Source organism: Mesorhizobium sangaii (assembly GCF_014207355.1).
Taxonomy (GTDB): Bacteria; Pseudomonadota; Alphaproteobacteria; order Rhizobiales; family Rhizobiaceae; genus Mesorhizobium; species Mesorhizobium sangaii.
This window is the reverse complement of the sequence record NZ_JACHEF010000003.1, coordinates 194605-212688: the sequence shown is the minus strand read 5'-3', so window position 1 is coordinate 212688 and position 18084 is coordinate 194605. Positions and strand designations below refer to the sequence as shown.

Here is an 18084-nt window from a genome sequence, read left to right as displayed (position 1 = left end):
CGGACAGAGGAGAAATAGCGATGAAGATCAAGCTGACCAGCGTCTATGTGGACAATCAGGAAAACGCCCTGCGCTTCTATATCGACGTGCTGGGCCTCACCAAGAAAGCCGACTTCAGCAATGGGCCCTATCGCTGGCTGACCGTGACCTCGGCCGAAGAGCCGGATGGAACCGAGCTGCAACTCGCGCTCAACGACAACCCGGCCGCCAAGGCCTATCAGCAAGCCATCTTCAAGCAGGGTCAGCCCGCGGTCATGTTCTTCACCGACGACGTCAAGGGCGACTACGAACGCATCAAGGCGAGCGGCGGCGAGTTCACCATGCCGCCGACCGAGGTGACCGGCTCGACCATCGCCCAGTTGAACGACACCTGCGGCAACCTCGTTCAGATCACCCAGCTGGCGCGCTGGTAAAGCGCGGAAATAGAACGCGTCGTGGCACAGGAAGGCACCCAATGACTCCATCGCAACAGATCGACCAGCTGATCGCGGGCCTCACGGACTGGCGTGGCAAGACGCTCGCCAGCGTCCGCAAGACCATTCTTGAAGTTGATGCCGAGATCATCGAGGAGTGGAAGTGGATGGGAAGCCCAGTGTGGTCCCGCGACGGAATGATCGCCGTCGGCAACGCCCACAAGGACAAGGTGAAGCTTACCTTTTCCCACGGCGCCAGCCTGCCGGATCCCGACAAGCTCTTCAACGCGGGTTTTGGCGGCAAGGTGTGGCGTGCGATCGATCTTTTTGAGGGCGATGAGCTCGACGGGCGCACGTTGAAAGACCTCGTCCGGGCGGCCATCGATTACAACCAGGCCAAAAAGAAGGAGAAAGCGCTGGCGAAGGCACAGAAGTAACATCCCCGCCATTTTTCGAATTGGTGCTTTTAGGTCTTGTTTTTACGCATGTAGTCCTCCCAAAACTGGGACCACTTTTGGGCGACACGCATTAGGCAGCTTGTCCCGCGACCCAACCCGACGACCACGCCCACTGGAAATTATAGCCGCCCAGCCAGCCGGTGACATCGACGACTTCGCCGATGAAGAACAGGCCCGGCACGGATTTCGCCTGCATCGTCTTCTGGTCGAGTCCGTTGGTGTTCACCCCGCCCAACGTTACTTCGGCGGTACGATAGCCCTCCGAGCCGGCCGGCTTGATGCGCCAGTCATTGACCGCCGCGGCGATTGTTTTGATCTGGGCGTCCGAAAGATCGGCGAGGTTGCCGTCGATCGCGGTGCGCTCGGCGATCGACTGTGCAAGCCGTTTCGGCAGATGGTTTGCCAGCACCGTCTGCGCGGCTTGCCGCCCGTTGCCGCGCTTGGCGGTGCGAATGAGGTCCGGCACGTCGACCCCCGGCAGCATGGCGATGCGGATCTCATCGCCCTCGCGCCAATAGGACGATATCTGCAGGATGGACGGTCCGCTGACGCCGCGATGCGTGAACAGCATCGCTTCGGAAAACCGTGTCTTGCCACAGGCGACTTCTGCTTCGACGGCATTGCCGGCCAGGGGCGCTAGCCGCTCGAGCGTCTTTGCGTCGAAGGTCAGCGGCACCAGCGCCGGCCGCGTTTCGACAATGGCAAGGCCAAACTGTTCGGCAAGCTCATAGCCGAAGCCGGTCGCTCCCATCTTGGGGATCGACTTGCCGCCGCACGCCACGACCAGGGACTGGCAAGTGACTTTGCCGGTGGAGAGGGTGAGCACAAATCCTTCCGGGGTTTTGCGGACATCCGCGACCTCAGTTGACAGTACCAGTTCCACGCCCCTGCCACGCATTTCCGCGACCAGCATGTCGATGATCTGGCGTGCGGAGCCGTCGCAGAACAACTGCCCCAGTGTCTTTTCGTGATAGGCGATGCGGTGGCGTTCGACGAGCGCGATGAAATCGCTCTGCGTGTAGCGGCTGAGCGCCGAGATACAGAAATGCGGATTGCCCGAGAGAAAATTCTTCGGGCTGGCATGGATATTGGTAAAATTGCACCGCCCGCCGCCGGAGATGCGGATCTTTTCGCCAGGCATCGCCGCGTGATCGAGGATCAGCACCGAACGGCCGCGCTTGGCCGTCTCCACGGCGCACATCATTCCGGCGGCACCGGCGCCGATGATCACGACATCATAGGTTTGCATCAGGCTAAATCGTTCCCGCTGACGGCGCCGTTGTAGCGGGCGGCGCCAATCGTGCAGTCTCTACCCGTTCGGTGCGACCGCAGGCAACGTCCCGATCAGTTTTAGATCAGCGTCTCGGCAAAGAGCGTCGTCAATCGCTTCCAGTGACGTTGGGCACCCGCGGCATCGAAGACGCTATGGTCGGGCACGCACCAGCCATGCGCCATGCCGACATAGTTCTCGATGACATGGTCGACTTCCGCAACCCGCAGCGCCTCGGCAAGCCGTGCCGACTGCTCCGGCGGGAAACTTCTGTCGACACCGGACGTGCCGACATAGACCCGCGCCTTGATCGAGGCAGCCTTGCGATGCGGGCTGTCGGCGGCATCGCTGGCCAGATTGCCGCCATGGAAACTGGCCGCCGCCTTTATATGCTCGGGATAGGTTGCAGCGGCGTTCAATGCCCGTGCGCCGCCCATGCAATAGCCCACCGTCCCGATCGGTCCGGTAACACCCTGGGGAGCCAGCGCGTCGAGGAATGCGCCGCTGTCGCTGATGGTCATCTCCTGCGTGGTGCCGGTGACCAGCGCCATCAGCGCTGTCTTGGTCTTTTCCTCGGTAAAGGCGGTCTTGGCGTCGAACGGCCCGTAGGGCGCATTGCGGTAGAACAGGTCCGGCACCAACACCGCATAGCCTTCGCCCGCCAACCGTTCCGCCATGCCATCGAGCGCAGCGCGCGGCCCGAACGCATCCATATACAGGATGACGCCGGCCCTGGCCGGGGACGCGTTTGCGGCGCGGAAAAGTCCTGCCCTGGCAACGCCATCCCTGGTCTTGATCTGAAGGTCTTGTTTCGTCATCGCCTGCTCCGTTCGTCAGATGCGCGATACATATCCGCACGAGCCGCCAGAACAAGGCATTCCCTGAACCTGGCAGTCAACATTTCGTGCAAGATCGCGTGACGACTACAGACCGGCGAATGCCGCCATATGAAAGGCCTGGACCTCCGGTGGATAGCGATAGGCCGTGCCATAGGGACAGGCGTTGCGGTCGAGGCAGCCGCCGCTTCGGCACGGTCCGCCATTCGCTCCCCGCACATGCGCCAGGCAGGACTGGTAGGCGAAACCTTGCGCGGAATAAGCGTCGACCGGACAAGATTTCAGGCAAGGTTTTTCCACACATGCATCGCAAAGGTGGAGCGGCGTCTCAAGGGCTTGAAGCGGCAGTTCTTGCTCGAACAGCAGCGCACCGCGATAGGCGTGCCACAGCCCATAGTGCGGATGCATGAGGATGCCGAGTGGTGATGGCTTCAGCCCCTCCGCCCGCATCGCCCATTGCTGGAAGGGCAGATAGGGCTTGTCGGACGGCGAGACGGCCCTCGCCGAAAATGTCTCCGCCACCGCCCCGATCACTTCACGCGACCAGGTGTCGAGCGGATTGGCGATGGTCCGCGATTGCTTTTCCCGCCAGCGCAGGAAATGCGGCCAGGACGCAGCGCCCACCTGCCCCACCAGCAGCATGGATTTGGCGGGAGCGCCTGACTGGCCCGGCGGCGGCGCATCGCCCAGCGTAAAATTGAAGCCGCCACGAAGAACAAGGCCGTTGGCGAAAAGCGCCGCAGCGATACCGTCAACGCCGCCGGCAGGCGCAATCATTCCTTCTTGACCGGATCGGAGAATGCGCTCCGCCAGACTTCCTTGTGAATGATGTTGGCGACTTTAGCCCCGCCTGACTCGGGCTCCTTTCAAGTGAAGGCGTCGGGCATCGATCCCTTCTTCTTGGCGATGAAGTCCTTCAAGGCTTCGTCGGTGCTCGGATCGAGGTACGGCGCCTCGTAGGTTTCCAGCCAGCGGCGGGCAAGTTCGTTGGCGCGCTGCGGCGCGGTCTTCTCGCCCTCGGCCAGCCACTGTTCGTAGGAATTGTTGTCGGCGATGTTGGAGCGATAGAAGGCGGTCTGGAAATTGGCCTGGGTGTGGTCGCAGCCGAGATAATGGCTGCCCGGTCCGACCTGGCGGATGGCATCCATCGCCTGGCCGTTTTCAGACAGATCGACGCCCTCGGAGAACTTCTGCGTCATGCCGAGCTGGTCGATGTCCATCATGAATTTTTCGTAGCAGGAGGCGAGCCCGCCCTCGAGCCAGCCGGCCGAATGCAGCACGAAGTTGGTGCCGGCCAGGATGGTCGAGTTCAGCGTGTTGGCGCTTTCATAGGCCGCCTGGGCATCCGGAACCTTGGATGCGCAGAGCGAGCCGCCGGTGCGGAACGGCAGGCCGAGGCGGCGTGCGAGCTGTGCGGCGCCATAGGATACCAGCGACGGCTCCGGCGTGCCGAAGGTCGGCGCGCCCGATTGCATCGAGATCGACGAGGCGAAGGTGCCGAACAGCACCGGCGCGCCCGGCCGGATCAGCTGGGTGAACGAGGCGCCGGCCAGCACCTCGGCCAGAACCTGCGTCAGCGTGCCGGCGACCGTCACCGGGCTCATCGCGCCGGCGAGGATGAACGGCGTGACGATGCAGGCCTGGTTATGGCGCGAATAGACTTTCAACGCCCCGAGCATGGTCTCGTCGAACACCATCGGCGAGTTGGCGTTGATCAGGCTGGTCAGCACCGTGTTGTTTTCGACGAAGTCGTCACCGAATACGATTTTGGCCATGGCGACGGTGTCTTCGGCGCGCTCCGGCGCGGTCACCGAGCCCATGAACGGCTTGTCCGAATATTTGATGTGGCTGTAGATCATGTCGAGATGGCGCTTGTTGACCGGCACATCGACCGGCTCGCACACGGTGCCGCCCGAATGGTGGATCGACGGCGCCATATAGGCGAGCTTCACGAAATTCTGGAAATCCTCGATCGTCGCATAGCGCCTGACGCCGTCGAGATCGCGCACGAAGGGCGGGCCATAGACCGGCGCAAAGACGGTGGCGTTGCCGCCGATCTGCACCGAGCGCTCGGAATTGCGGGCATGCTGGGTGTAGACGGAAGGCGCGGTCTTCAGCAGCGAACGGCAGAGCCCTTTGGGAAAATGCACACGCTCGCCCTTGACGTCGGCGCCGGCTTCTTTCCACAGCTGCAGCGCTTCCGCGTCGTCGCGGAAGATGATGCCGATCTCCTCGAGCACCGTGTCGGTGTTCTTCTCGATCAGCGCCAGGCCTTCCTCGTCCAGCACCTCATAGACGTTGATCTTGCGCTTGATATAAGTGAGCTGGGTGCCGGGGCCGCCGCCCGAACGTGCCGCACGCCGGGCAGCCGCTCCGCCGCTGGCGCCGCGCCCGCGTCGCGCGTTTGACGCTTCCTGATCAACTGCCGCGTGTTCGCTCATGATCGCTCTTCCCTGAATTTGTTCTTGTCCGGAATCCATTGCGGCCACGTATCGCCGCTTCTTGCCGGATCGTAGCCATGCACCCTATTCGAAACGGCCCGCCAGCGCCAACGCCTGTCGCAAAATCGACAAGAATTCCAAGAGAGTTACGGTCGCTTTCCTTTTGCGGGAAGTCGCAAATCAGCTATGGATACATGCCCTCAGCGGGTTAGGTATGAACGCGAATATTGTGTGCCTTGCGACGCAGTCGCGATGCCGGCAGGAGCTCGATACAAATGTCCGACGACGAGATCATCCTTTCCGAACTTTCCGACGACGAGTTGGTGCAACAGATGCACGACGATCTCTACGACGGGCTGAAGGAAGAGATCGAGGAAGGCACGCAGATCCTGCTCGAGCGCGGCTGGGTACCTTACAAGGTGCTGACCGAAGCGCTGGTCGAAGGCATGCGCATCGTCGGCGAGGATTTTCGCGACGGCATCCTGTTCGTTCCCGAGGTGCTGTTGTCGGCCAATGCGATGAAGGCCGGCATGTTCATCCTGCGTCCGCTGCTTGCCGCCACCGGCGCGCCGAAGCAGGGCAAGATGGTCATCGGCACCGTCAAGGGTGACATCCACGACATCGGCAAGAACCTCGTCGGCATGATGATGGAAGGTGCCGGCTTCGACGTCATCGACCTCGGCATCAACAATGCGGTCGAGAAGTATCTCGATGCGATCGAGCAGCACCAGCCCGACATCATCGGCATGTCGGCACTGCTGACCACGACCATGCCCTACATGAAGGTCGTCATCGACACGATGAAGGAAAAGGGCATCCGCGACGACTATGTCGTGCTGGTCGGCGGTGCGCCGCTGAACGAGGAATTCGGCAAGGCCGTCGGCGCCGACGCCTATTGCCGCGACGCCGCGGTGGCGGTCGAGACCGCCAAGGACTTCATGAAGCGCAAGCACAACGTGCGCGCTTCGGCCTGAAAAGAAAAGGCCGCCCAATCATGGCGGCCGTTTTACTTGGGCAGAGCTGGCTCCCGCGACGCTAGTTCGCGGCGGTGGCAACTCTCTTGCCGGCGTTCTGGGTAGCGTTGACGGTGTTGGCAGCATCCTTGCCGACGCCACGGATCGTGTTTGCGCAGGCCGAAACCAAAAGCGCACTGGCGAGCAGCGCGATGACTGCATATGTGGATGTTTTCATGGACGGTTTATCCCTCTCTCGGTAGACTCGCCCCACAGCAACGAAAGCCGGCTCAGCTGGTTCCATGGCCAAGACAAAAAAGAGGAAACCAGACCAAGCGGACAGGCTGCTCGTCATCGCCTGCGGAATGATTGCGCGCGAGGTGTTGGTCGTCAAGGAACAGCTCGGACTCAATCACCTCGACCTGACCTGCCTGCCGGCAGAATTCCATTTCTATCCCGACCGCATCGCGCCGGCCATGGACAAGGCCATCGAAAAGGCCAAGGCGGACGGCTACGAACACATCTTCGTCGGCTATGCCGATTGCGGCACCGGTGGCCTGCTCGACCGGATCTGCGAAAAGCACGGCGTCGAGCGCATGGCCGGCCCGCATTGCTTCGCCTTCTATCAAGGCATGGAGGCCTATGCGAAAATCGCCGATGACGACATGATGTCCTTCTACATGACCGATTTCCTGTGCCGTCAGTTCGACGCCTTCTTCATGAAGCCGCTCGGCCTCGACAAGCACCCGGAGCTGATCAAGGACTATTTCGGCAATTACGAGAAGCTGATCTACCTCGCCCAGACCAACGATGCGGAGTTGGACAAGGTGGCGGAAAAAGCCGCAAAACTGCTCGGCCTCGCCTATGAGCGCCGCGCAACCGGCTATGGCGACCTGACGGCCGGAATGGCACAGGCCGCGCTACACGCCGGCTAGGCGGTTCCCACTTCCGCCCGCAGCTCCGCAAGCACATCGGCAAAGCTTGTCCTGCAGACGAACCCCAGCCTGTCGCTTGCCCGCGAGGCGTCATAGACGCGGTCGATGGAGGCAAACATCGTCCAGCTTTTTCGCGCATAGAGCGCCGGAAATTCCGGAAAATAGCGCGCGACGACCGACGGGGCGTCGGCGATCAGTGCCGCGCAATCATCGGGCCGGAAAGGCGTCGGCGCCGACACGATGAAAATGTCGAAACCCAGCTGCTGCGCCTTTTCGAGGGCAAGGATGTGGGCAGCGGCCGCGTCCTCTACCGTCAACCGGCGAAACAGCAGTTCATTGGCCTTGGTGTTGGCATCCGACTGTTCGATTGCATGCGCCATGTCGTCGGCTTCGGGAAAGAAGCGGGCGGTGCGCAGCACCACCACCGGCAGGCCATGCTGGATATGATAGAGGCGGCAGAGATGTTCGGCCGAAAGCTTGGTGACGCCGTAGATGTTGCGCGGCTCGGGCGACATCGCTTCCGTCAGCCAGGCGGCCTTGCGAGCGCCACCCTTGAACCCGTCGCGTATCGCCTGCGAAATCATCAGCGAGGTCGTCGACGTGAAGACGAAACGCTCCACGCCGGACACCACCGCTGCATCGAGCAGGTTCAGCGTGCCTTGCACGTTGGTGGCGACAAAATCGCTGTTGGCGCGGTTCTCGATATTGGGCTTATGCAGCGCACCGCTGTGGATGATCGCCTCGATCCGGTTGTCACGGGCAGTGCGTAGGACAAGATCACGATCGGCGATCGAGCCGACTATCTGGGTCTCCCTCGATGGAACGGGATCGAGGCCGGTGACATCGTGGCCAAGGGCCCGCAGGCGCGGCGCCAGCGCGCTGCCCAGCCAACCCGACGATCCCGTGAGCAAGATTCGCATTCGTCACACTATGATTTTTGACCGTGACGCTGTTAAGCACGGATGACAGGCGCCAGCGACCCGATAAGTTATGCACCAGGTCCGCAGCGGCGCTGCTCGAGACGTCAACCGGGAGGCCTCCTATGATCCTTCGTCCACTGATCGCCGCTGTCGGTCTGCTCTGCTTCACCCTTCCCGCGCTTGCCGATGGTGAGGTACAGAAACTGATCACCGCCGCCGACAAGACACGGCTCGACAGATATGGCGAGACCCGCAAGGCGGCGCTGGCCGAAGCGAAAGCGGGAGATCCCGCCGAGGTCAAGCAGCTCGACGCCTTGCTGGCAAAACCGATGGTGGCGTTTTCCGACAAGGACCTGACCGGCAACTGGCAGTGCCGCACCATCAAGGCAGGCGGTTTGAGCCCGCTCGTCATCTATGGCTGGTTCAAATGCAAGGTGACCGACGATGGTTCCGGCTGGCGGCTTGAAAAGATCAGCGGCTCGCAGCGAACCCAGGGCCGCTTTTTCGACGATGGCGAGAAGCGCGCCATCTATCTCGGCTCCGGCTCCGTCAACAACGATCGGGCAAAGCCTTATGGCAACGGCCCACAGACCGACCAGGTCGGCTATGCCTTCCGCACCGGTGCCGGCGAATGGCGCATCGAACTTCCCGCGCCCTACTACGAATCGAAGCTCGACATCATCGAGTTCAAGCGCTGAGCGTGGTCATCAAGATTTAACCCCATTCCGGCACAAATCCGGCCAGCATGCGGCAGCCGGCCGCGTGCAAGGCAGGAAAGCGGGCCATGTCTTCACCGGTTGGAACCAGTGCGTCGATCGTCGTCGTGACCGGCGGCGGCCAGCATGTCTGGGCCATGATCAACGCAATCGCCGATCGCGTCGGTCCTGTCAGCGTCATTCTCGAGACCCCTGAATCCAAAAAGCAATTGCTGCGTGGTCGGGCTCGCCGCCAGGGTTGGGTCTCGGCCATGGGCCAGCTTGGCACGATGGTGCTGAGCAGGGTGGGCAAGCGGCTGCTGGCTCGCCATGGCGCGCGATTGATCGCCGAGGAGAGACTGGAGGTTGAGCCGCGACCAGGCCAGGAGATTATCCAGGTGGCCTCGGCCAATGGGCCTGAGTGCCTGCAGGCGATCCAAAAGATCCAGCCAGGCGTCGTGCTGCTCAACGGTTGCCGACTGATCTCGGCCGAGATGCTGCGCAAAATGCCCTGCCCGGTGCTCAACTATCACGCCGGCATCACGCCGAAATATCGCGGCATGAATGGCGGCTATTGGGCTCTGGCATCAGGTGATGCGCAGAATTTCGGCACCACCGTGCATCTGGTCGATGCCGGCGTCGATACGGGCGCGGTGTTGAAACAGGTGCGCGCTCAGCCCAAACGCGGCGACAGCATTTCAAGCTACGCGCTACGCCAGGCGGCGTTTTCGCGCGACATCTGCGTCGAAGCGGTCAGCGATGTGCTGGCCGGAAAACTTACCACCATCGACCCGGGCCTGTCATCGAAACAATGGTATCACCCGACGATCTGGTTCTACCTCTGGACCGGCCTCAGAACCGGAATCTGGTAGGTCTCGTCAGCCCGGAGCCGGACAAGGCCAGACGGCTTTTCGGCACGCCGACCCTGCCGCCGGTGCGCCCCGCGAACGAATAAACGCACCTTTCATTTTACGACATCCGAATGCGTCGCTTTTGAATGCGCGCGCGTCGTCCCATAACAAGCGGCCCAACTGCGCTTCCGGCAATGCTCGCTCCATCGAGGAGTGAGAATTCATGGCCGATCTGATCGTCGTCTACTGGCGCGACATCCCTGCCCAGGTCATCGTCAAGAAGGGCCGGCAGAACGCCAAGCGCGAACTGCCGCTGCGCTTCACCGAAGCGATCGACATGTGCGCCATGCGCACCGGCGCCGGCGGCACCGACGACTATCTGGCCGAATGGCGCAAGGCCGATCCTGTTCCGGTCGGCGATGATCTCGAAGCCGAGGTCGAAAAGGCTTTCCAGGACATCGACACGAAATACGACCGTGAGCGGCTGGTCGCTCTGGTCAAGTCGGGCGGCAAAGACAATGTCTGACACCCAGCCAACGGTTACCCAGGCCACTCTGGTCAAAAAGGCAGCGCCGAAATCCGACTACAAGCCGGCCGACGTGTCGCCGCAGCGCCGCGTGCAGCGTTCCTTCGCGGTCAGATTGTGGTCTGTGCGGCATTCGCGATTGCTCGAATGGTTCTATGCCAGATTCGCCGACATGTTCCTGCTCCTCCACCCCTTGTGGAAGGGCATCGGCTACGGTCGTGTCGAAGGGCCGGTCAAATTTGTCGAGAAGCGCGTCAAGGGCTTCATGTTCGACTGCCGCATGTGCGGCCAATGCATATTGTCCTCGACCGGCATGTCGTGCCCGATGAACTGCCCCAAGCAATTGCGCAACGGCCCGTGCGGCGGCGTGCGCGCCAACGGCAATTGCGAGGTCGAGCCTGACATGCCCTGCGTCTGGGTCAAGGCCTGGGAAGGCTCGCAAAACATGGTCCACAACGACAGGATCCTGACCGTGCAGAAGCCGGTCGATCAGTCGCTGCGCGAAACCTCGGCCTGGCTGCGAGTTACAGCGCAGGCGGCCGCCGCGCGCGAAGCCGCCGCTGCCGCCAAGAATGGGGCGGCAAACACCGGGGCATCGGCATGATCGGAAGCCAGCGCGACGAGAACCCGGCCGGCATCCATCTGCCGCTCGATCCCCTGCCCGGCCACACCTCGCGCGGCCGGCTGGAACGTGTCCTGCGGCGTGGTGAATTCGCGGTCACCACCGAACTCAACCCGCCCGACAGTGCCGACCCGGAAGACGTCTACAACCGGGCGAAGATATTCGACGGCTGGGTCGATGCCATCAACGCCGTCGACGCTTCGGGCGCCAACTGCCACATGTCGTCGGTCGGCATCTGTGCGCTTTTGACCCGCATGGGCTATGCGCCGATCATGCAAATCGCCTGCCGCGACAAGAACCGCATCGCCATCCAGGGCGACGTGCTGGGCGGGGCCGCGATGGGCGTCGCCAACATGCTGTGCCTGACCGGCGATGGCGTGCAGGCCGGCGACCAGCCCGGCGCCAAGCCGGTCTTCGACCTCGATTGCATGTCGCTCCTGGAAACCTGCCGCATCATGCGCGACAACGGCAAGTTCCTGTCCGGGCGCAAGCTGACGACGCCACCGCAGCTTTTCCTTGGAGCGGCGATCAATCCGTTCGCACCGCCGATCGACTTCCGTCCGCATCGGCTGGGCAAGAAGATCGCCGCCGGCGCGCAATTCGTGCAGAGCCAGTATTGTTTCGACGTGCCGATGTTCCGCACCTACATGCAGAAGGTGCGCGACCTCGGTTACACCGAACAGTGCTTCATCCTGGTTGGGGTCGGACCGCTGGCCTCGGCCAAGACGGCCAAGTGGATCCGCTCCAACGTGCCGGGCATTCACATCCCCGATTCGGTCATCAAGCGGCTGGAGGGCGCGCAGGACCAGAAGAAGGAAGGCAAGCAGCTCTGCATCGACATCATCAACGAGGTGAAGGAAATCTCCGGCGTCTCCGGCGTCCATGTCATGGCCTATCGCCAGGAGGAATATGTCGCCGAGATCGTCGATGAATCGGGCGTGCTGAAGGGCCGCCAGCCGTGGAAACGCGAAATCCGTCGCGACGACCAGATGGTCGCCGACCGGCTCGGGCACATACTGCACGACGACATTACCGAAACGCAGGTGGACATGGTGAAGACCGCGCACTGACGGCGCGGACGACCACCCGTTCGCTTGAACGAAACCAGACAACGATATAAAGAAATCTTTATATCACGGCGGAGAGAATTCATGACCCGGACGATCGTCGCCTCGGCGACACGAGAAATCATCATCGGCTTCGACCAGCCATTCTGCGTGATTGGCGAACGCATCAATCCGACCGGCCGCAAGAAGCTGGCCGCCGAGATGATCGTGGGCAATTTCGAGACGGTCATCAGGGATGCGCTCGAGCAAGCAGCCTGTGGCGCCACCATGCTCGACGTCAACGCCGGCGTCACCTCGGTCAACCCCAACGAGACCGAACCCGGCCTGCTGGTGCAGACGCTGGAGATCGTCCAGGGCCTGGTCGACCTGCCTTTGTCGATCGACTCGTCGGTCACCGCCGCGATCGAGGCAGCGTTGAAGGTCGCCAAGGGCCGGCCGCTGGTCAACTCCGTCACCGGCGAGGAAGAAAAGCTCGAGGCCATCCTGCCGCTGGTCAAGAAGTACAACGTCCCTGTCGTCGCCATCTCCAACGACGAGACCGGCATTTCGATGGATCCGGATGTGCGTTTCGCCGTCGCCAAGAAGATCGTGCAGCGCTGCGCCGATTTCGGCATTCCCGCGCATGACGTCGTCGTCGACCCGCTGGTGATGCCGATCGGCGCGCTCGGCGATGCCGGCCGCCAGGTGTTCGCGCTGCTGCGTCGCCTGCGCGAAGAGCTCAAGGTCAACACCACCTGCGGCCTCTCCAACATCTCCTTCGGCCTGCCGCACCGCCACGGCATCAATGCCGCTTTCATTCCGATGGTGATAGGCGCCGGCATGACGAGCGCCATCATGAACCCCGTGCGTCCGCAGGAAATGGAAGCCGTGCGCGGTGCCAATGTGCTCAACGGCACCGACGAGAACTGCACCAACTGGATTCGCACCTACAAGGACTACAAGCCGGCCGAAGGCGGCCAGGCGGTGGCCGCCCCGACGCAAGTCAATGCGCCGGGCGAAGGCGCCGGCAATGGTGGACGCCGCCGTGGCGGCCGTGAAGCCCGGATGGGTCGGGGATAAGCGCGCAATCGTGGACCGTCCTGCAAACCTCACCGAACCGATCGTGCAGATGATGCCGTCGGGACGGTGTGCGTTTCGGTCAGGCCGTGCCCACAATGGCGTCGAACAGCACCATTCCCGCCCACGATCCGAAAATGCCGGTCAGCCCGCCGACAATGAAGTCGTCGTCGGCTGCCGGCCAGAACCCATGGAGCAGCAGGGCTCCGACAATCGCGCCGACGATACCGGACGCCAGATATTGCGGATTGCGCAGCCATGGGCCGCGCAGCAGGCGCACCATGGTAAAAGCGGTTATTATGGCGGACAGGAGGAGATCGGACATGATTGGCCTCTGGACCATCAAACACTCCGCCCATTAGTCAAACGATCCGTTAGACGGCATCGACAATCGTCATCGAGACGCGTGCAAGCATGAATTCACCTGCCAACATCACCGATCCGCTCGTGCTGTTCATGCCGTCGGGCAAGCGCGGCCGGTTTCCTGTCGGCACGCCGGTGCTCGATGCCGCGCGCCAGCTCGGCGTCTATGTCGAAAGCGTCTGTGGCGGTCGCGCCACCTGTGGGCGCTGCCAGATCGAAGTGCAGGAAGGCAATTTCGCCAAGCATAAGATCGTCTCCTCCAACGACCACATCACACCCAAGGGCGCCAAGGAAGAGCGCTATGAGCGCGTCCGTGGCCTGCCCGAACGACGGCGCCTATCCTGCTCGGCGCAGATTCTCGGCGACCTCGTCATCGACGTGCCGCAGGACACGGTCATCAACGCGCAAACCATCCGCAAGGATGCCGACACCAGGGTGATCGCCCGCGATGCGGCGATCCGCATGTGCTATGTCGAGATCGAAGAGCCCGACATGCACAAGCCGCTCGGCGATCTCGACCGCCTCAAGATCGCCCTGATGAAGGACTGGAACCTCAAGAGCCTGGACTTCGATTTTTATCTTTTGCCGCAAGTGCAAGGCATTCTGCGCAAGGGCAACTGGACCGCCACCGCTGCCATCTACAAGGACGCCGACTCGGAGACCGCACGGGTCATCGCTTTGTGGCCGGGCCTCAAGAACGAAGCCTATGGGCTGGCCTGCGATATCGGCTCGACTACCATTGCCATGCATCTGGTGTCGCTGCTGTCGGGCCGCGTCGCCGCCTCGTCGGGCACGTCGAACCCGCAGATCCGCTTCGGCGAGGATCTGATGAGCCGCGTCTCCTATGTGATGATGAACCCCGACGGTCGCGAGGGCATGACGGTCGCCGTGCGCGAAGCGATCTCAGGTCTGGTCGACAAGGTCTGCGCCGAAGGCAATGTCCAGCGCAACGACATCCTGGATTCCGTCTTCGTCGGCAATCCGATCATGCACCATCTGTTCCTCGGCATCGACCCGACCGAGCTTGGCGGCGCGCCCTTCGCGCTGGCCGTTTCGGGCGCGGTGCACGTCAAGGCCTCCGATATCGGCCTGAAGCTCAACCAGGGCGCCCGGCTCTACATGCTGCCTTGCATCGCCGGCCATGTCGGTGCCGATGCGGCGGCGGTGACGCTGTCGGAAGGCCCGCATCGCCAGGACGAGATGATGCTGATCGTCGACGTCGGCACCAATGCCGAGATCGTGCTTGGCAACCGCACGCGCGTCGTCGCCGCCTCCTCGCCTACCGGCCCCGCCTTCGAGGGCGCGGAAATCTCCGGCGGCCAGCGCGCAGCGCCCGGTGCCATCGAGCGCGTGCGCATCGATCCCGACACGCTGGAGCCGAAATATCGCGTCATCGGCTCGGAATTGTGGTCCGACGAGCCGGGCTTCCTCGACAGTGTGCAGGCGACCGGCGTCACCGGCATCTGCGGCTCCGGCATCATCGAGGTGGTCGCGGAGATGTATCTCTCCGGCATCATCTCCGAGGACGGCGTCATTGATGGCGGGCTTGCCGCCCGCTCGCCGCGCGTCACCGCCAATGGCCGCACCTTCTCCTACGTGCTGAAGGAAGGCGAGCCGAAGATCACCATCACCCAGACCGACGTGCGCGCCATCCAGCTCGCCAAGGCAGCGCTTTATGCGGGCACCAAGCTGTTGATGGAAAAGCAGAACACCGATCATGTCGACCGCATCCATTTCGCCGGCGCCTTCGGCTCTTTCATCGATCCGAAATACGCCATGGTGCTGGGGCTGATCCCGGATTGCGATCTGGACAAGGTCTCGGCTGTCGGCAACGCCGCCGGCGCCGGTGCCCGCATGGCGCTGCTCAACCGCGGCTATCGTCGCGAGATCGAGGACACGGTCAGCAAGATCGAGAAGATCGAGACCGCGCTGGAACCGAAATTCCAGGAGCATTTCGTCTACGCCATGGCGCTGCCCAACAAGGTCGATCCTTTCCCGAAACTATCGGCGGCGGTGAAACTGCCGCCGCGCAAGACGGTCAGCGAGGACGGCGTCGCCGGCGACGCCGCACCGCGCCGGCGTTCGCGCGAAGGTCACGCGGCCCGGCGCGGCAGGGAGTAAGCGGTCGCGCCCAGGCCGACAGCCGCCAAACTCATTTGTATGCAAATGTTTCCGGATCTGCCTGATCCGGAAACCAAAGCGTTGTTTTCGTGAAATCCGCTGGAAACATGCACGGCGCATTTAAGCCGGCGTCGAAGGCCGGCCGGAAATGTCTTCCTGCCGCGGTGACCTTCCGGAGAAACCAAGATGTCGATGTTCGAAAGCCTCGGCCGTTATGGTGCGGCCATCAAGTTTGCCCACGACAGGAAGAAGTCGATCCGGGCCATGAACAGCCTGCCGCCGCATGTCCAGAAGGACATAGGTTGGCCGGCATCGCCGCCGAACGACCCGCAGGCCGCGCTCATCTCGCTGCTTCTGGGTACGGCGCGCTGATGACATTCGCCGACAAATGCAAGCTGCTCGTCAGGCGTCGGAGCCCCCATGCGGCCTCGGCGCCTGGCAACACCCGGCTGCGCGCCGCGCTTCTGTTGCGGCGTTGACCGCCGACGCAAGCACCACGGCGCGGATCACACCACTGTGTAGACATCGCGTAAAACTTGACATTTTCGGCCACGGTACGATCTTCGCCAGAGAGGGGAATTCTCTTAGTCGGCTGCCGCCGAAGTTCGTGTATCCGCATGCCAAGTTTGAAAAGCCACGTCGTGTCCTTCGTGCTCCGGCACAGTCGCAAGAAGGCGTTTTCCAGCCCGGAAAACCTGCAGCGCTGGATCGCTGCCGCGCGCAAGTCCGAGAACCACCAGCCGCCCGCCGCGCTGCATCAGCGTCTCGATATCGGGATGCATACGGTCGATGGCTTTCCAGTCTATGAGATCGCCCCCAAGGCCGGAGAGCAGAAGCGGATGCTTTATCTGCACGGCGGCGCCTATGTCTTTGAAATCACGCCCTATCACTGGCACCTGATCGCCGACATGGCCGACCGGCTGGGCTACGGTATCACCGTGCCGATCTATCCGATCGCTCCCGAACACGATTTCCACGCCATGTTCGGCATGGTCGGCGATGTCTACCGCCAGATGCTCGACGAGACGGAGGCCGAGGATATCGTCTTCATGGGCGATTCCGCCGGCGGCAACATGGCCGTCGTGCTGACCATGATGGCCGCGGAACAGGCCCTGCCCCTGCCGTCGCGCCATGTACTGATTTCGCCCGGCCTCGACATGTCGCTTTCCAACCCAGAAGTGTTCGAGGCCGAACGCCGCGACCCCTGGCTGGGCATTTCGGGCGGGATGGAGGCTGTCCGGCTCTACAGCGCCGGCTTCGATCGCAGCGACTGGCACATCAGCCCGCTCTATGGCGACCTCTCGGTGCTGCCGAAAACGCTACTGTTGACCGGTTCGCACGATTTGCTCAGCCCAGACAATCTGATCTTCGCGCAAAAGGCGCGCGCCGCCGGCGTCGAAGTGGAGGTTGTCTACGAGGAAGGCATGTTCCACGTCTGGCCGCTGATCGACATGCCGGAATCACGCCGCGCCCGCCAGCACATCGCCGCTTTTCTTGCCGGGAGCCGCTCGCCAATCACGCAAGACGGCAGGATAAGGTTCGAAGCGCCCTCCGCCGAAGCGGCGGAGTAGCGATCAGAACTTGCCGGTTTCCCGGAACACTTCGAAGGTCGCGCGGATATGGTCGGCGACGGCCTTGACCGGCGCGCTGGCGTCCGGCGCCACCACCATCGCGAGATTGTAAGTGCCGATGTCGGGCATGCCGTCCTTGGGGCAGAGTTCGACCATGTCGTTGCCGAGGAATGACTTCGGCAGCGGCGCCACAGCGAGATCGGACATGATCGCGGCGCGCTGGCCGGCCGTGTGTGCGCTCATATAGGCGATGCGGTAGTTGCGGCCTTCGCGTCCAAGCGCTTCAAGTGCGCCGGCCCGCCAGGCGCAGCCCTCTTCCCAAAGCGATACCGGCAAGGGTTCGCGCAGATGCGCGCAGCCGCCCTTGGCACCGGCCCAGACGATCGGCTCTGTGAGCAGCACCTCGGCACCGAGCGCACTGGTCTTGTAGGAGTTGGTCAAGAGCGTGATGTCGAGCGCCCGGTCGTCCATGCGCCGGCGCAGATTGCTGCTCTGGTCGATGGTGACATCGACGGCGATCGACGGATGCGATTGCGCGAAACGCTTCAGCACATGCGGCAGCACGCGCTCGCCATAGTCATCCGGCGAACCAAGCCGGACAACGCCGACAATCTCGGGAATGATGAATTTCGACACCACCTCGCGGTTGATCGACAGCAGCCTGCGGGCATAGCCGAGCAGCATTTCGCCATCCGTCGTGAGCGACACCGAGCGGGCGTCGCGCGCGAACACCGAGCGGCCGAGAATGTCCTCCAGCTTCTTGATCTGCATGGAGACAGCCGACGGCGTGCGGAAGACGGCATTGGCGGCGGTGGTGAAGCTGCCTGTCTCGGCAATCGCCACGAAAGTGCGCAAAACGTCGAGATCGAGGAGAGGCAGTGGATGATTGAGTGGGGCGTTCATGGGAAGCGACCTTCAATTTTTCTGATACAAAGGATCATTCCATTTCGTTTGATTGAACATCAGATTGGGACGATAGTCAACAC

21 protein-coding genes are annotated in these 18084 nt (G+C 62.5%); 13 read left to right on the top strand and 8 right to left on the bottom strand.

From position 1 onward, the window contains the following. The first annotated feature begins 20 nt into the window (after positions 1-20). Complete coding sequence (locus tag HNQ71_RS16060) at positions 21-413, top strand: VOC family protein (RefSeq protein WP_184873542.1); 393 nt, start codon at positions 21-23, stop codon at positions 411-413. A gap of 41 nt (positions 414-454) precedes the next feature. After that, complete coding sequence (locus HNQ71_RS16055) at positions 455-850, top strand: DUF1801 domain-containing protein (protein ID WP_184873541.1); 396 nt, start codon at positions 455-457, stop codon at positions 848-850. Between the two features lie 91 nt (positions 851-941). On the opposite strand, the gene HNQ71_RS16050 is transcribed toward HNQ71_RS16055, so the two are convergent. The 4 genes from HNQ71_RS16050 to HNQ71_RS16035 form a co-directional block, all read right to left on the bottom strand. Then, entirely contained in the window at positions 942-2120 is a 1179-nt protein-coding gene (locus HNQ71_RS16050) for a BaiN/RdsA family NAD(P)/FAD-dependent oxidoreductase (protein WP_184873540.1), read from the bottom strand. 101 nt (positions 2121-2221) lie between these two features. Beyond that, a complete protein-coding gene (locus HNQ71_RS16045) occupies positions 2222-2959 on the bottom strand; it encodes a dienelactone hydrolase family protein (protein ID WP_184873539.1) in 738 nt (245 codons plus the stop codon). Positions 2960-3064: 105 nt separating this feature from the next. Continuing rightward, on the bottom strand, positions 3065-3754 hold the full coding sequence (locus tag HNQ71_RS16040; protein WP_184873538.1) for a 4Fe-4S dicluster domain-containing protein: 690 nt from the start codon (positions 3752-3754) through the stop codon (positions 3065-3067). A gap of 89 nt (positions 3755-3843) precedes the next feature. Continuing rightward, entirely contained in the window at positions 3844-5418 is a 1575-nt protein-coding gene (locus HNQ71_RS16035) for a trimethylamine methyltransferase family protein (RefSeq protein WP_184873537.1), read from the bottom strand. A gap of 275 nt (positions 5419-5693) precedes the next feature. Here HNQ71_RS16035 and HNQ71_RS16030 point away from each other — a divergent pair, with 275 nt between their 5' ends. Beyond that, a complete protein-coding gene (locus HNQ71_RS16030; protein WP_184873536.1) occupies positions 5694-6392 on the top strand; it encodes a corrinoid protein in 699 nt (232 codons plus the stop codon). 61 nt (positions 6393-6453) lie between these two features. Here HNQ71_RS16030 and HNQ71_RS16025 read toward each other — a convergent pair whose 3' ends face one another. Continuing rightward, positions 6454-6609: an entericidin domain-containing protein gene (locus tag HNQ71_RS16025; RefSeq protein ID WP_111547486.1), complete on the bottom strand. Its 156-nt coding sequence runs from the start codon at positions 6607-6609 to the stop codon at positions 6454-6456. Positions 6610-6673: 64 nt separating this feature from the next. On the opposite strand from HNQ71_RS16025, the gene HNQ71_RS16020 reads away from it, so the two are divergent. Next, on the top strand, positions 6674-7306 hold the full coding sequence (locus HNQ71_RS16020) for a DUF1638 domain-containing protein (protein ID WP_184873535.1): 633 nt from the start codon (positions 6674-6676) through the stop codon (positions 7304-7306). Here HNQ71_RS16020 and HNQ71_RS16015 read toward each other — a convergent pair. Continuing rightward, positions 7303-8226 carry an NAD-dependent epimerase/dehydratase family protein gene (locus HNQ71_RS16015; RefSeq protein ID WP_184873534.1) on the bottom strand — a complete coding sequence of 308 codons (924 nt, stop codon included), beginning with the start codon at positions 8224-8226 and terminating at the stop codon, positions 7303-7305. The two genes, HNQ71_RS16020 and HNQ71_RS16015, sit on opposite strands and share 4 nt — an antisense overlap. A gap of 122 nt (positions 8227-8348) precedes the next feature. Here HNQ71_RS16015 and HNQ71_RS16010 point away from each other — a divergent pair, with 122 nt between their 5' ends. The 6 genes from HNQ71_RS16010 to HNQ71_RS15985 all read left to right on the top strand — a co-directional run bounded on the left by HNQ71_RS16010 (position 8349) and on the right by HNQ71_RS15985 (position 13046). Then, a complete protein-coding gene (locus HNQ71_RS16010; RefSeq protein WP_184873533.1) occupies positions 8349-8924 on the top strand; it encodes a DUF4893 domain-containing protein in 576 nt (191 codons plus the stop codon). 86 nt (positions 8925-9010) lie between these two features. Beyond that, a complete protein-coding gene (locus tag HNQ71_RS16005) occupies positions 9011-9793 on the top strand; it encodes a formyl transferase (RefSeq protein ID WP_184873532.1) in 783 nt (260 codons plus the stop codon). Between the two features lie 202 nt (positions 9794-9995). Then, on the top strand, positions 9996-10298 hold the full coding sequence (locus tag HNQ71_RS16000) for a virulence factor (protein ID WP_184873531.1): 303 nt from the start codon (positions 9996-9998) through the stop codon (positions 10296-10298). Further along, on the top strand, positions 10291-10902 hold the full coding sequence (locus HNQ71_RS15995; RefSeq protein WP_184873530.1) for a methylenetetrahydrofolate reductase C-terminal domain-containing protein: 612 nt from the start codon (positions 10291-10293) through the stop codon (positions 10900-10902). Before HNQ71_RS16000 ends, HNQ71_RS15995 begins: the two co-directional genes overlap by 8 nt. Beyond that, a complete protein-coding gene (locus tag HNQ71_RS15990; protein WP_184873529.1) occupies positions 10899-11990 on the top strand; it encodes a methylenetetrahydrofolate reductase in 1092 nt (363 codons plus the stop codon). Before HNQ71_RS15995 ends, HNQ71_RS15990 begins: the two co-directional genes overlap by 4 nt. Positions 11991-12071: 81 nt before the next feature. Then, positions 12072-13046 carry a methyltetrahydrofolate cobalamin methyltransferase gene (locus tag HNQ71_RS15985; RefSeq protein ID WP_184873528.1) on the top strand — a complete coding sequence of 325 codons (975 nt, stop codon included), beginning with the start codon at positions 12072-12074 and terminating at the stop codon, positions 13044-13046. A 79-nt stretch (positions 13047-13125) separates the two neighbouring features. On the opposite strand, the gene HNQ71_RS15980 is transcribed toward HNQ71_RS15985, so the two are convergent. Further along, positions 13126-13368, bottom strand: coding sequence for a hypothetical protein (locus tag HNQ71_RS15980; RefSeq protein WP_246461590.1), 243 nt, complete (start codon positions 13366-13368; stop codon positions 13126-13128). 89 nt (positions 13369-13457) lie between these two features. Between HNQ71_RS15980 and HNQ71_RS15975 the strand changes: the two genes are divergently transcribed. The 3 genes from HNQ71_RS15975 to HNQ71_RS15965 all read left to right on the top strand — a co-directional run bounded on the left by HNQ71_RS15975 (position 13458) and on the right by HNQ71_RS15965 (position 17098). Then, positions 13458-15527: an ASKHA domain-containing protein gene (locus tag HNQ71_RS15975; RefSeq protein WP_184873526.1), complete on the top strand. Its 2070-nt coding sequence runs from the start codon at positions 13458-13460 to the stop codon at positions 15525-15527. 186 nt (positions 15528-15713) lie between these two features. After that, positions 15714-15899: a hypothetical protein gene (locus tag HNQ71_RS15970; protein ID WP_184873525.1), complete on the top strand. Its 186-nt coding sequence runs from the start codon at positions 15714-15716 to the stop codon at positions 15897-15899. A gap of 245 nt (positions 15900-16144) precedes the next feature. Further along, positions 16145-17098, top strand: coding sequence for an alpha/beta hydrolase fold domain-containing protein (locus HNQ71_RS15965; RefSeq protein ID WP_184873524.1), 954 nt, complete (start codon positions 16145-16147; stop codon positions 17096-17098). 3 nt (positions 17099-17101) lie between these two features. Here HNQ71_RS15965 and HNQ71_RS15960 read toward each other — a convergent pair whose 3' ends face one another. After that, positions 17102-18001 (bottom strand): LysR substrate-binding domain-containing protein, encoded by a 900-nt coding sequence (locus HNQ71_RS15960; RefSeq protein ID WP_095087339.1) that lies wholly within the window; start codon positions 17999-18001, stop codon positions 17102-17104. Positions 18002-18084: the final 83 nt, after the last annotated feature.